12 protein-coding genes are annotated in these 12,879 nt (G+C 42.8%); 4 read left to right on the top strand and 8 right to left on the bottom strand.

Annotated elements, in window-relative coordinates:
- Positions 1-128 precede the first annotated feature (128 nt).
- Positions 129-1,346: an NnrS family protein gene (locus Q8O20_RS06820; RefSeq protein WP_305530548.1), complete on the top strand. Its 1,218-nt coding sequence runs from the start codon at positions 129-131 to the stop codon at positions 1,344-1,346.
- On the opposite strand, the gene Q8O20_RS06825 is transcribed toward Q8O20_RS06820, so the two are convergent.
- Positions 1,330-1,821: an HPP family protein gene (locus Q8O20_RS06825; protein ID WP_305530549.1), complete on the bottom strand. Its 492-nt coding sequence runs from the start codon at positions 1,819-1,821 to the stop codon at positions 1,330-1,332. The genes Q8O20_RS06820 and Q8O20_RS06825 overlap by 17 nt on opposite strands.
- Positions 1,822-1,910: 89 nt before the next feature.
- Between Q8O20_RS06825 and Q8O20_RS06830 the strand changes: the two genes are divergently transcribed.
- Positions 1,911-2,324, top strand: a complete 414-nt coding sequence (locus Q8O20_RS06830) for an Rrf2 family transcriptional regulator (RefSeq protein WP_304738395.1) — start codon at positions 1,911-1,913, stop codon at positions 2,322-2,324.
- 2 nt (positions 2,325-2,326) lie between these two features.
- Here the strand turns inward: Q8O20_RS06830 and Q8O20_RS06835 are convergent, their stop codons facing one another.
- The 4 genes from Q8O20_RS06835 to Q8O20_RS06850 are packed head-to-tail and all read right to left on the bottom strand — an operon-like array spanning position 2,327 to position 6,732.
- On the bottom strand, positions 2,327-3,118 hold the full coding sequence (locus tag Q8O20_RS06835) for a CbbQ/NirQ/NorQ/GpvN family protein (protein WP_305530550.1): 792 nt from the start codon (positions 3,116-3,118) through the stop codon (positions 2,327-2,329).
- A gap of 9 nt (positions 3,119-3,127) precedes the next feature.
- The gene (locus tag Q8O20_RS06840; protein ID WP_305530551.1) at positions 3,128-4,894 is read right to left on the bottom strand and encodes a nitric oxide reductase activation protein NorD; all 1,767 of its coding nucleotides are present in this window, start codon (positions 4,892-4,894) and stop codon (positions 3,128-3,130) included.
- Positions 4,895-4,902: 8 nt separating this feature from the next.
- A complete protein-coding gene (locus Q8O20_RS06845; protein ID WP_305530552.1) occupies positions 4,903-6,276 on the bottom strand; it encodes a cbb3-type cytochrome c oxidase subunit I in 1,374 nt (457 codons plus the stop codon).
- Between the two features lie 9 nt (positions 6,277-6,285).
- A complete protein-coding gene (locus Q8O20_RS06850) occupies positions 6,286-6,732 on the bottom strand; it encodes a cytochrome c (RefSeq protein ID WP_304738408.1) in 447 nt (148 codons plus the stop codon).
- 206 nt (positions 6,733-6,938) lie between these two features.
- On the opposite strand from Q8O20_RS06850, the gene Q8O20_RS06855 reads away from it, so the two are divergent.
- Together Q8O20_RS06855 and Q8O20_RS06860 are read left to right on the top strand one after the other, a co-directional pair.
- The gene (locus Q8O20_RS06855) at positions 6,939-7,799 is read left to right on the top strand and encodes a hypothetical protein (protein ID WP_305530553.1); all 861 of its coding nucleotides are present in this window, start codon (positions 6,939-6,941) and stop codon (positions 7,797-7,799) included.
- 92 nt (positions 7,800-7,891) lie between these two features.
- Positions 7,892-9,823 carry a diguanylate cyclase domain-containing protein gene (locus Q8O20_RS06860; RefSeq protein ID WP_305530554.1) on the top strand — a complete coding sequence of 644 codons (1,932 nt, stop codon included), beginning with the start codon at positions 7,892-7,894 and terminating at the stop codon, positions 9,821-9,823.
- Between the two features lie 9 nt (positions 9,824-9,832).
- Here Q8O20_RS06860 and Q8O20_RS06865 read toward each other — a convergent pair whose 3' ends face one another.
- The 3 genes from Q8O20_RS06865 to Q8O20_RS06875 form a co-directional block, all read right to left on the bottom strand.
- On the bottom strand, positions 9,833-11,098 hold the full coding sequence (locus tag Q8O20_RS06865) for a DNA polymerase IV (RefSeq protein ID WP_305530555.1): 1,266 nt from the start codon (positions 11,096-11,098) through the stop codon (positions 9,833-9,835).
- Positions 11,099-11,158: 60 nt separating this feature from the next.
- The gene (gene rpoN, locus Q8O20_RS06870) at positions 11,159-12,424 is read right to left on the bottom strand and encodes an RNA polymerase factor sigma-54 (protein ID WP_305530556.1); all 1,266 of its coding nucleotides are present in this window, start codon (positions 12,422-12,424) and stop codon (positions 11,159-11,161) included.
- Between the two features lie 152 nt (positions 12,425-12,576).
- A complete protein-coding gene (locus tag Q8O20_RS06875) occupies positions 12,577-12,867 on the bottom strand; it encodes a 2Fe-2S iron-sulfur cluster binding domain-containing protein (RefSeq protein WP_304742160.1) in 291 nt (96 codons plus the stop codon).
- Positions 12,868-12,879 lie beyond the last annotated feature (12 nt).

The following is a 12,879-nucleotide window of genomic DNA, read 5'->3' on the forward strand; positions in this document are numbered from 1 at the left end:
AGTGCAGAAGTGTAAAACTCTATGGTTACAGAAACGAAACAGAGCCTTTTACCCTTTCTTCTTGACTTTCATCAATTTCCCGCACCCTCTAGCACGCTATACTCCCACATATTTTATAAGGAATCTGTATGCACACATTCTCTGATTCTCTCTTGAGTAAAAAACAAAACTATTTTCTCTCTCAACCCCACCAGCCATTTTTCGTCTTCGGTCTATTGTGGGCGATCGTTTCGATGGTTCTTTTTACCCTTTCCCATAAAGGGATTATTACCCTAAGTCTGAGCGAAAACGAGTTTCACCTTTATACCCTTTCATTTTTAGTATTTGCTCAATTTTTTCACGGCTTTTTATTTACGACATTTCCCCGTTTTTGTACCGCTATGGCCATCCCGAAAGAGGTCTATGTCCGAATCGTTTGGCTCTATCAGATCGGAGGCGTTCTCTTTATCGCAGGGGCATTTCTTTCGGAGTGGATGGTTTTATTCGCAATGTTCAGTGTTTTATTTGCCCACTCTATGGCCATTTTTACCCTCCATTGGGTCTATAAAATCGGTCAGTCTCCATTGAAACAAGACCCGTATTGGATATTGATTGCCCATGCCATCACGATCGCAGCCCACCTTTTTTGGATAATCGCGTACGGGGTCAATCTGATAGGGGGGATTCACGATTGGTTTTCGCTGATTACACCGATTATCGTCAATTTCTTTTTCATTTTTCTCACCTTCTCGGTGGCTCAGCGTATGATCCCTTTTTTCAGCCATTCGCAAGAACCTAAAAGTGACCATTTCGTAAAAATCGTTTTTAGCGCTTTAATCGTAAAAACCCTCTTCGCGATGGTTGCTTTTACCTTAGGAGAAGCCCTTATCAGCACCCTCCTCGCCCTCTATCTGTTTCGTGAATTTTTGCGTTGGAAACTCCACCCCTTTCATTCTCCGGCTATTGTATGGATACTTCATCTGGCACTGTTTTGGCTTCCTATAGGGCTTTTCATCGGATCACTGACCCAAATCGCTGAAATGCTATACGGCATATCTTTCTTATTTGCAGGTACCCACCTTCTTGTACTCGGTTTTTTGACAACGGTACTGATCGGATTTGGGACTCGGGTAACGCTCGGGCATTCAGGGCAGTCACCTCATGCAGACAACCTTTCGATAGCCCTCTTTTGGTGGACACAACTCCTTGTCATCAGCCGCTTCGCCCTCTCTGTCGACACGGCTCTGGGAAGTTCTCACGGATGGATTTTTGATGCTACGGCGTTTGCGTGGATTGTCTTGTTCGTTGTATGGGGCGGACGGTACGGAAAAACCTTGATTTTCGGGAAACCTACTCGGACACATTAATCTTTTTTTGTAGTTTATCGATACTGATACCAACCAGTATAAGCGCTATAAGACCGATAAAAAGAGGCCAAATCAAATGAAGGGATAAGTGACCCTGAGTAACAATCAAAAAATTTGCTCCTGCGGGAGGATGAACCACTTTTAGCAAATGCATCATCATAATGGTTATCCCCAACCCTATACCTATAGGAAGCCATCCGCCTGTCGTATATTCTAGAACACACAGCCCAATCACAGTCGAAATAAAATATCCGCCGAATATGTTTAAGGGTCTTGAAAAAGGGCTATGCGGTGCGCTAAACAAAAGTACCGCTGTGGCTCCGAAAGGGGCAATAATCATCAGCATATTTGCTTTTTCTGCAAGTAACCCGATCAAGGAAAGACCTAAAAATGCCCCTACTCCGGCTAAAACACTTTCTGTATAATGAAGATTTAGTTTTTTTGTTTTATGCATCTCTAGCTCGCTGTAACTCATTTTTTTTTAAAATACTACCATAAAGTAGACTAATGCGATATCGAAAGTAAATTAGGTTAAAATACCTTATTTAAATCGGAGAGCAAGCCATGCATTTTTCCAAAACTGCCGAATACGCTATCCGTGTATTGAGCTATCTGCACCGATACAATGAGACGTCCCATTCTGTCAATGTACTCCATAAAGAACTTGGTCTTCCATACAAATATCTGACCAAACTGATGACGGAACTGGTCAAAAAAGGACTGGTTTCCGCTTCCCGCGGACGTGAGGGGGGGCTAAGTCTCGCTAAAAGCGCGGATGCCATACGTTTGTGCGACATTCTCGAAGCTATCGGAGAATCGCTCGAACCCGATCATTGCATATTAGGATTTGAAAAATGTGACGCTTCGAACCCCTGTGCCCTGCATGATCAATGGGCACCGCCAAAAGCGATGATCGAAGAGATGCTCACCAACACCACCTTAGCCTCTCTTATTCTAAACAAAGAGACAAAATTATAGGACTAGACATTTAGACTTTTTGTAAAATGCAACGATATCAGTTTTTCAAGCACCTCTAAAACATCCTCTTCATCACTAAGCGATTCTACAATCGAATGGATACACGCCTGATAGGGATCAAACCCTTTTGTAATTAATTTTCCCGCATAAATGAGGAGTCGTGTTGATACCGCTTCTTGAATATCACAATCCCCTAATCGGCGGATTTCACCCGCGATATCGACCAATTTCTGAGCTATTTTTTCATCAATTCCGCTCTCTTGCATCAGTACTTTCTTTTCAACATCTGCCTTCGGATAATCAAAGCTCAAGGAGATAAATCGCTGCTTGGTACTGGGTTTCATCCCTTTTAAAACATTCTGATAACCGGGATTGTAGGAGACAACCAGCATAAAATCAGGATGAGCTTCGATCACTTCACCCGTTCGGTCAATCGGTAAAACTCTGCGATAATCGGCAAGGGAGTGCAACACGACCGTCGTATCTTTTCGGGCTTCAATGATTTCATCCAGATAGCAGATCCCGCCGTTTCGTACCGCTTTGGTCAGCGGCCCGTCTTGCCAATACGTCCCGTTTTCATCAATTAAGTGTCGCCCTACCAAATCCGCGGCACTTAAATCATCATGGCACACTACGGTATAAATTTCCCGTCCCAACATCTCCCCCATCGCTTCGATAAAGCGAGTTTTTCCGCACCCTGTCGGCCCTTTAATCAAAATCGGGAGGTTCATCCCCTCAGCAGCCTTAAAAAGCTCAACCTCATTGGATTGAGGCAAGTAGTATGTTTTAGACATCATGTTCCTTTATTTGGTTAAATTCATATAGATTTCGGGTAAAACTTTGGGTAATTTCTTGGCATCGCGTATGAGGGCATACGAATTTCTCCCAAAAAGATAGGGAAGATACTCTTTTGCCTCGATATCAATCGTTATGCAAAAAGGGGTGATCCCTTTTTTCTTCACCTCTTCAATCGCCTTTTTCGTGTCTTCGATCCCGTAACGGCCATCATATCGATCGACATCATTCGGTTTTCCGTCACTAAGGATCAGAAGAAGCTTATTCGCACTCTGCTGTTTCTCCAATATCTTGGCACTCTCTCGTATCCCCGCACCGAGCCGTGTGTAATATCCCGGCTTAATGGCATCAATGCGGCCGCGAATGTCGTCATTGTATTTTTCTTTGAAATTTTTAATAATATGGAAGTTCACCTTTGTATTTTTGATCGAAGAAAAGGTATAGATAGCAAATCGGTCTTGCAGTCTGTAGAGTGATTCGGAAAATACCATAAGCGAATCTTTTATCATATCAATGACACGTATCTCTTGCGTGATCCCCGCTTCGGTCGAGAGTGAGACATCGGCCAAAATCAGTGTCGACATATCCCTCATTTTTCGCTCATACGTTTCAAAAAATCGTTGGGGATGGTTTGAACGATTTTGATGGCCTTTATAATCGATCCACGTATCGATGTTGATCTCATCGCCATAGGGGAGATTGTCCCGTTTGATCCTATCAAGCTCCATCAGGTCGAGTTCGCTTTGAATACGGCGCATCATTTTTTCCAGCCGTTTCGGTAAAGCAATCGGTTCCGTATGTATCGAAATAAAGGGTTTAATGCACACATAATTCTTGAGATAGACCTCTTTTTTATAGTCCCACTCATCGATAAAATGCCCTTTTCCTAGCGGGTATTCTTCAATACTGTTCGCAGATATATCCAAGTCCATTTTAAGTCGTGCAGAGAGGTTGGCATCCTTTTGTCCCAGCGTAATCTCATCTAAATCTTCGGCATTGTAGAGAGCATCCTCGTCATAACTGTCATTTTCCTGTCGGTCTACCTTCACCTGTTCCATCAGGCTCATAATGGACTCGGGTAAAAACATTAAAAGACCGTCCGTCTCTTTTTTATCATCAATCTGTTCGGATTTCTTCTTCATCTGCAAGGTTTCACTCTTGCGCTGTTCATCATTTTGTCTTTGAACTTCCTCTTCATCATCGCTATCAAGGAGTTTATTAGCACTAGAGAGAGAGGGATATATCCATAAAGGGTTGGGATAATTACCCGCTGATGAGCCTTCGAGGGAAGATTCAATCGTGGATAATTCCGGATAATGATTGAGTAGATACTGGTGCGCATAGGTATAAAATTCTCTAAAACCGGCGTATTTTTTGATAAGCACTCTCACACCTTTTTGATTTTCAGCTTCTCTATTTGAACCTTTGATGTTTACCTGTGTCAATAAGGCAACGAGCCAATAGTAGTGCATCTCATTATGTGTTTTAAGGGGAAAATAGCCTAAAGAGGCAGGAAGGTAAAGCCCTTTTTCATCTTGCCAAGGAAGAAAAAAAGTTTCCCCGTTTCCTGAAATCTTTTCGAGCAGTGTTCTTGAGGTTTTTATGGATCTTTTGTCGGTAATATGAAGTTCTTTCCCTTTGTCACCCCCTAAGAGGTGATAAAATAGTTTGAGTGTTTTGTTTATATCACTAAAGAGGATTTCTTCTTTTTTATGTATTCGAGAGACTTTTTTTGTTAAATACTTGTCCCAGAATTTACCGACCTTTTCATCCATTTGAGTCCCTACTCCGCTTCTTTGACAAAGAAACTGTAAAAATAGGTCAACAGTCCGCCAAGAACCATGAGACCAAAGGCTAAACGAATCGCATATACGCTAGAAATAGCGGCTTGCGTTTCCATAAAACCGATCGCATGTGCAGAATCGGGAAGTCGCTGCATCTCAATTTGGATAATTCCTGCAGCGGTTAGCGCCAAGGTAATGCCGATCATACCGATCACCATCATCCAAAAGCTTATTAATTCCACTTTTTGCGCTTTTACTCCGTTGCCGTGAGCTCTGCCGCGAAGAATCGGCATAGCATACGAGATCACCGTAAAACAGATCATCACATACGCACCGAAGAAAGCGAGATGGCCGTGTGCGGCAGTCAACTGCGTACCGTGCGTATAATAGTTGATCGGTGCGAGCGTGTGGATAAAGCCCCATACTCCCGCTCCTAAAAAGCCCACGATAGCGGTACCTTTCGCCCATGTCAGCGCAATCTTATTATTGTGTTGGATGCGACGGTTTTTAGCCATATTGAATGCAAACAAAATCATCAAGAAAAAAGGAATCGGCTCAGCCGCAGATGCAATCGATCCGATCCATAACCAATATCCCGGAGTACCGATATAGAAGAAGTGATGTCCCGTTCCTGCAAGCCCTGAAATAAGAGTCATAGCAATAATCAAATAGAGCCATTTATCAATATGTTCGCGGTCAACACCCGTCGTTTTAATCAATACAAACGCTAAAAGTGCTCCCAAGATGAGTTCCCATGTCGCTTCAACCCACAAATGGACAACGAACCACCAGAAAAACTTATCCATGACAAGATTCTCAGGGACGTAAAAGGCGAATAAAAAGAAAAATGCCAACCCGAAAAGACCGGTCAATAATATGACGGAAATCGTTGTTCGGCGACCTTTTACGACGGTCATAGTGACATTCAGAATATACGAGAGAACGACAAAAACAATTCCTATTTTGGTAATGGTAGGCTGTTCTAAAAACTCACGACCCATTGTCGGCAATATATTATTGTATGTCAGCTCCGCCAATGTGGCGTAAGGAACCAGCAAATACCCTAAAATGGTAGCTACCCCTGCCGCTGCGAAAACCCAAAACGTGATTTTGGCCAGAAGAGGACTCCACAACTCTCGCTCACTCTCTTCGGGAATGAGATAATACGTAGCTCCCATAAATCCGAACAACAAGAGAACGATCAGCAAGTTCGTATGAACCATGCGGAGTACATTGAAAGGGATGGCCGGGAACAAAAAGTCGCCATAGAGGTATTGTGCCCCCATAGCAAGACCGAAAACAATCTCTCCGGCAAGGAGAATGAGTGCAAAAATAAAATATGGTTTTGCGACCATTTGAGATGAATATTTCATAGATACTCCTTATCCTTTAATATTTGGTGGCCACTCTTGGTTATTAACACGAGATGTCCAAATCAAGAAATCTGCAAGATTATTGACTTGTTCTTGTGTTAGGTGAAACTGCGGCATTTTTCTTCTATCAGGAGTGTCTAAAGGTTGCGCTGCCATCCATCCTGCTAAATAGGTTTTAAAGGCCTGCTCATCACTTGCGCCTAAACGTTGGAAAGCATTTCCTAATTCCGGAGCGTAATAAGCACCTTCGCCCATGATAGTATGACAACCGACACAGTTGTTATTCTCCCATACTTGTTTACCAAGAGCCACGGATTCAGTAATTTTGTCATCATGGCTTAATTCCGGAATTTTTTGAACCGTATCAACGGTAAGTCCGGCAAATACTAATATCGCGAAAAGACCACCGCCAAAGTAAATATTTCTGGCCATATTTTTGGTAATACGCTCACTCATTTCAACCCCCGTCTATTATTCTACCAATAAGTAGTAATTGAAATAGTATCAAAAAATATTTAATTCTACCTTTGTATAGTAATTATTTTTGGCGAAAAGGATAAATATCCTATCCTTAAAAATATGCCCTACCTTCAAATTCTCTCTCGCTCTTAAACCATTGAGTGCTAAAACTTAAATTGAAAATTCAGATAAGGAGAGTTTTCATGAAACGGATCATCAGTATCTACACCGAACACAAAAATAGTATTCAATATTATCTCCGCAATACGATGGAAAATTTTCATCCCCTCTCAAACGATCCCAAAGATATGCGTCGTTTTTTCGAGTCTGAAAAGGCAGCCGAAGTTATCTACAGCGTCAATGAGGCATTTACACAATACACACCCAGTTTTGGGAGAAATTACATTGATGAAGAACGTAACGGAACCGATAAATCTTTTTATTTCAAATGGGTCAGCTTTGCAGAAGAATCTATCCATATCAGCAACCCCTACCTCCATCATGTAACGGGACTCCCTACCCTTACAGCCGTCAAACGGGAGAATAATCACTATCTTATTGCCGATTTCGATATGCTAAAGCTTCTCGAAGAGCTTCGTCTGATCGAACACAACAGTGCGTATGAGCAAATCAACCGATTGGTCATGGGTATCGGCGGATTATTACTGGGGCTTGTCTCTATCTTTTTAATCTTTTACGGTGCCTATATTTTTTATCATATGCTCATCTCTCCCTATTCTGGGGAAGTGGTTATGCATGAGATCTTTACCTCCATTATTTCCATTACTATCGGTCTTGCCATCTATGATTTGGCCAAGACCCTTATTGAAAATGAGGTACTTTTCAAAACTTTTAATTACGGAAATGATCTTCAGAATAAAACGCTGAGTAAATTTTTGACCTCTATCATTATTGCCCTCTCTATTGAGTCATTAATGGCGGTATTCAAAATTGTACTGGATGATTACGGCAAACTGATCAATGCTTTTTATCTGATCATCGGAGTAACGTTGCTTATTGTCGGAACCGGAATTTATAACCACTTATCCCGCCAAAACAAATAAGCAAGAGAGTGAGATTTTTATCTGACTATTTTCTGATATAATTTATGAAATTTTGAATAACCATTCAGTTTAGAAGTCAAAGGGCTAGTAGTATGAAAGCGTTAAAAGATTTCCTTAGTGAATACTTTGCCAATAAGCGAATACAACAAACCCCTTATTACCTTATTGCGCTCCTTTCATTTAATATGTTTGTTGTCGTCATGTTCACAATCATTCTCTTGTATAACCTCGGCTTTAACCGTCAAAAAGACCGCTTGCAAGAACTTGTCTCTACCCAAGCCGTTATGATTCATGTCGTGGCGCAACAAGAGTTTCTTCTCCACAAAAATCTCTCTAGCGAAATGAAAAAAAGAGTCGCCGAGGATATTATTCGAAAAGTATCACAAGCCCATTACGGATATGCGGGATTTGGAAAGACAGGAGAGTTTACCCTCGGAAAACGTGACGGCGACAAAATTCAGTTTTTGATCAAACAGCGTCATTATAAAATGGAGAAACCGACTCCCGTACTCTGGAACTCTCATCTGGGTGAGCCTATGCGGCGGGCTTTACAAGGGGTTAAAGGGGTCGATGTCACCTACGATTATCGAGGAGCCGTCGTTCTGGCGGCCTATGTGCCGATAGAAGATATGAACTGGGGGTTAGTCGCAAAAATCGATCTCGCTGAAATACGTGCTCCCTATATCGAAGCGGCGCAATACGCACTAGGATTGACGATTTTGTTAGCCTTGACCGGTAGTGTCATATTTTGGTATTTTCTCCATCCTTTAGTACAAAATATCGAAGATTCACGCCGCTTTAACCGCATTTTGATTGAAAATTCTTCTACCGGATTGGCTTTGTGCACCTTCAATGGGGAAATTATCGATGCCAATACCAGCTTTTTGGACATTATTGGTTTGAATGACGACGAAGCGAACCATCTCAATTATTTTGATCTGATCGCAGACGAACTCCGCGATCAAGAAAAAAAATATCTCAATACCCTTAAAAAAACCGGCTCTATCACCCCGTATGAAAGTATCTTTATCAATGTGTATCACGAGCGTATTTCTGTAAAAGTTGCGGGCAAGCTTATTTCGATGAAAGGATTATCCTATATCTGGCTGAGTGTCGACAATATTCAAGAGTATAAAATCAGAGAAGCGGAACTTCTATTGTCCGATGCGGTATTCCACAATACTTCCGAAGTAATTTTTATAACGGATGCGTCTAAAAATATTATCAAAGTCAATGAAGCCTTTATCACTGTAACAGGATTTACGTTCGACGAGGTCGCGGGAAAAAATCCCAGAATTTTCAAATCGGGAAAACACGACTCTCAATTTTATGAAGAGATATTCCTTGAGGTCAACGCAACAGGTAAATGGCACGGCGAAATATGGAATAAACGAAAAAATGGAGAGATTTATCCCTCATTGCAAAGTATCTCGGCTATTCATGATGAAAATGGACATCTCATACGCTATGTGGCGGTAATGAGTGACATTAGCCTCCAAAAAGCGTATGAGGAGCAACTGCTCATCGATTCCCATCATGATAGTTTGACAGGATTACCGAACCGCCTCTTTTTCAATCAAATGCTAAGTCAGACACTGGCCAGATCGGAACGGGGAAATAAGACATTCGCCCTCTTTTTTATCGATCTCAATCAATTCAAAGAGGTCAACGATACCTACGGGCATGAATGCGGCGATAAGCTGTTAGAAGCCGTAGCGGAGAGATTGAAGGAAAATATACGGATTGATGACTTTGTAGCCCGCTTAGGGGGGGATGAATTTACCGTTATTTTTGAATCCATCCAACACCCTGCGGAAGCAATCACCGTTGCGAAAATCCTTATAGAGAAAGCAAAACGACCTCTTATCGTTGATGAGTGCACTATCATCCCCTCCATCAGTATCGGCATTGCTTTTTACCCGGGACACGGCACAGATGGATCAACACTCCTCAAATGTGCCGACCAAGCGATGTATCATGCGAAGCATCAAACAAGCGAACATTACTTTATCTACGGTACATAACCGATACATTTACAGTTCTCCTCCGCCGCGCACGATATCCATCCCGTATTTATCCCTCATCTTCGTCACCGCATCGGTAAGGCTGCGCATTTTGGTATCGTTTTGGATTTCAAGCAAATCAAAACTTTTCGGATCATGATGGGTAAACTTGGTCGCACTCATCGCGATATAGCGAACACGGATATGGGGATGGATATCCAACTCTTTAAACTTCTCCGTGGCAAAAGCGTGTAAAAACGTTTCGTTGAACAGACGGTAGAGGGTGTATTGTTTTTTGGAACTTCCCCAATTCTCATACCCCAAGGAAAAAGAGTAGGTGGTGGGGTTCACCCCCAGCTTCATAATCGTATGGCTCCAATGACGCACCAAAATATGGATACGCCGATAGAGTTCACTTCGCTCTTGGATAGGGTGATCCATCGAGCGCGATATCCCAATCCCTTTGCGGGAACGGCTGGGCTGAATCTGCTCGTTGTCCTCACCTCTGAGACGTGCGTAAAGATCCCTCCCCTGATTTCCCCACGATTGTATCAACGTATCCGATTTCCATGCATCCCCGATGGTTTTGATGCCATAGCGCTCCATCTTGAGGGAGAACGCTTTGCCGACACCGGGGAAATCGCCTATGGGGATATTTTTGACAAACAATTCGATCTCAGAACGCCGAACGACCCGAACACCGTAGGGTTTGGCCGCAGAGGTGGCTAGTTTGGCGATCCACTTGGAACTGCTTGCACCGATAGAAACGGGAAGGTTGAACTCCATGGTAATCCGGTTTCGAAGGTCTCGAATAAAATCATACGTATCAGCATCATCAATCCATCCGCCCAGATCGCCGAACATCTCATCGATGCTGTACTGCTCCATTACGGGGACTACGGTAGAGAGGTACTCCATCAGTTCATAACTCATCGTATGATAAAGAAGGTGGTTAGGAGGGAGGACAATCAAATGGGGACAAAGGCGGAGGGCTTCATGGACGCTCATAGCCGTTTTGATCCCGTAAGCCCGTGCTTCATAGCTTGCCGTCGTAATTATCCCCCGTATCGTATCTCCGTCTTTAAAATAGTTACGGCTGTCATGGTCGGCATGAAATAAGGAGGGGACAAAAGCTCCCGAATTTAGGGTCATCAGTTTTTTATCGCGGGAAGGCTTTTTATCAAAGATAAACGGATCTCCCCGCCCCCCGACGGCAACACATTTACCGTTTAAGGAGGGGTTGCGAACCCGTTCGCACGAAGCAAAAAAACAATCTAAATCTAAATGGATAATCATAAGAGAGATAATAGAGTGATTTTAGAAAAAACCTCTATTACCTGTCAGATTGACATAGAATTAGAGCAATTCGAGTTTATACAAAAACAATCGCTCTTTATACGAGGGGATATCGAGTTCCTGACGGTATTTGGCGATGACACGGCGTACCATTTTCACCCCGAAACGCTCTTCGATCATCTCGTGAAGGGTTTTGTCGCTGAACGGATCATCTTTGTTCTCGCTGGAGACAAGCCGTTTGAGAAAGTGCTTGATCTCAGAAGTCGATACCTCTCCGATTGAGTTGGAGAAAAAATCTTTGAACGCGTACAATCCCCGCTCCGTTTGGATGTATTTATCGGCAATCGCACGGGAGATCGTCGATTCGTTGAATCCCAGCTCATCGGCGACATCTTGAAGACGCAAAGGCTTCAGCTCTCCCCCCATAAAAAAGGCGTATTGCTTTTCAAGCAGTACCAGTGCGACATTATAGAGAGTCGCTTTACGAAGATCGAGGAGCTTAACGAGTTCCCGTGCCTCTTTGAATTTTTGTTTCGCAAAATTATCGTATTTATCGATCATATTGACCTGTAAATCGGGATAAAAGGCATGATTGATCCGAATGTTCAGTTCCGAACCCGAAAACTCGACAAAAAGATCGGGAGTGATCTGCGCTTCCGGCTCCATATACTCCAATGCGGGAGGATTGCGAAGATGCTGCAATACCGCTTTGGCATCATGCAGTCTCGGGTGTTTGATAAATTTTTCCATCTTGTCAAACTGTAAAATCATCGCTCCGAGCAAGATAGAGAGTTCATCATCCAAATCATAATCGCTAAGCTGAAATAAAAAAGACTCTTTATAATCGACCGCTCCGACACCCGAAGGCTCCAAATGGGCAAATCGCTGACGTACCCGCTCGACTGTATACGTATCGGTATCACACTGTCGTGCCACCTCTTCGATAGAGCCGTCGAAATACCCCTCATCATTGATGTAATAGACGATCTGGCGTGCAATTTTTTGGGAAATCGGTGTCGGAAACAGCGGGGCTACGATCTGCTCATCGAGTTTTTCATACAATGACGTTGATGAGATACTGAGCCATTCGATTTGCTCGCTCGAAGAGTTTGAAACATAATTCTGAAATGCGCCGTAGGCCGCAGTGCCTCCAGATTGGCTATTGGACTCTTCGAACCCTGATTTAACCTCTAAACATGGGTTTTCATTCGTAATAACCTGCAAATGTTTTTCGAGATCGTTTAGGGAACATTGCAAGAGCGGCAACCACGTCTGCATCGAGAGTCTAGGTAATTGTTTTTGTTTGTATGAGAGTGATGTTTGCATAATAATCCGCCTAAAAAAATACACATTTACGCAATAAAATGCATATTTTGTTCTTATGAAAAGTATAGGCTTTTTTTAAGCAGTTATATGATTAAAAAATAGGCAGTTTCCGTTCGTGGTGAGCGAGTCGAACCATGAACGGAAGTTTAAACTTAGTATTTGATGCGAACCAATCCGTTTGGTGCAATGACTTTCATTTGACAAGCAAGACGGGCTTTTGGATTACTTTCGTTAAGCGTTTTAAGTACCGCTTTCTCTTTATCCGTTGTAGGGCTCATATACTCCATACCGGATTCAATCATTACGACACAAGTACCGCACTCACCGTCACGGCATCCGAACGGCAACGCACTTCCTGAAGCTTCAACGATATCTTGAATCGTTTTGCCCGGTATGACGTTGATCGCCAAAAAGTCATTCATAATTTCTACACGTGTTGTCATCCCAACTCCTTT

This window comes from Sulfuricurvum sp. (genome assembly GCF_030691015.1).
In the GTDB taxonomy this organism is placed as follows: domain Bacteria; phylum Campylobacterota; class Campylobacteria; order Campylobacterales; family Sulfurimonadaceae; genus Sulfuricurvum.

Bases quoted from the DNA above. Each gene is read 5' to 3' on its own strand.
- Q8O20_RS06820 (WP_305530548.1), top strand. From the start codon at position 129: ATGCACACATTCTCTGATTCTCTCTTGAGTAAAAAACAAAACTATTTT.
- Q8O20_RS06835 (WP_305530550.1), bottom strand. From the start codon at position 3,118: ATGTCTAAAACATACTACTTGCCTCAATCCAATGAGGTTGAGCTTTTT.
- Q8O20_RS06855 (WP_305530553.1), top strand. From the start codon at position 6,939: ATGAAACGGATCATCAGTATCTACACCGAACACAAAAATAGTATTCAA.
- Q8O20_RS06825 (WP_305530549.1), bottom strand. From the start codon at position 1,821: ATGAGTTACAGCGAGCTAGAGATGCATAAAACAAAAAAACTAAATCTT.
- Q8O20_RS06860 (WP_305530554.1), top strand. From the start codon at position 7,892: ATGAAAGCGTTAAAAGATTTCCTTAGTGAATACTTTGCCAATAAGCGA.
- Q8O20_RS06850 (WP_304738408.1), bottom strand. From the start codon at position 6,732: ATGAGTGAGCGTATTACCAAAAATATGGCCAGAAATATTTACTTTGGC.
- Q8O20_RS06845 (WP_305530552.1), bottom strand. From the start codon at position 6,276: ATGAAATATTCATCTCAAATGGTCGCAAAACCATATTTTATTTTTGCA.
- rpoN (WP_305530556.1), bottom strand. From the start codon at position 12,424: ATGCAAACATCACTCTCATACAAACAAAAACAATTACCTAGACTCTCG.
- Q8O20_RS06840 (WP_305530551.1), bottom strand. From the start codon at position 4,894: ATGGATGAAAAGGTCGGTAAATTCTGGGACAAGTATTTAACAAAAAAA.
- Q8O20_RS06875 (WP_304742160.1), bottom strand. From the start codon at position 12,867: ATGACAACACGTGTAGAAATTATGAATGACTTTTTGGCGATCAACGTC.
- Q8O20_RS06865 (WP_305530555.1), bottom strand. From the start codon at position 11,098: ATGATTATCCATTTAGATTTAGATTGTTTTTTTGCTTCGTGCGAACGG.
- Q8O20_RS06830 (WP_304738395.1), top strand. From the start codon at position 1,911: ATGCATTTTTCCAAAACTGCCGAATACGCTATCCGTGTATTGAGCTAT.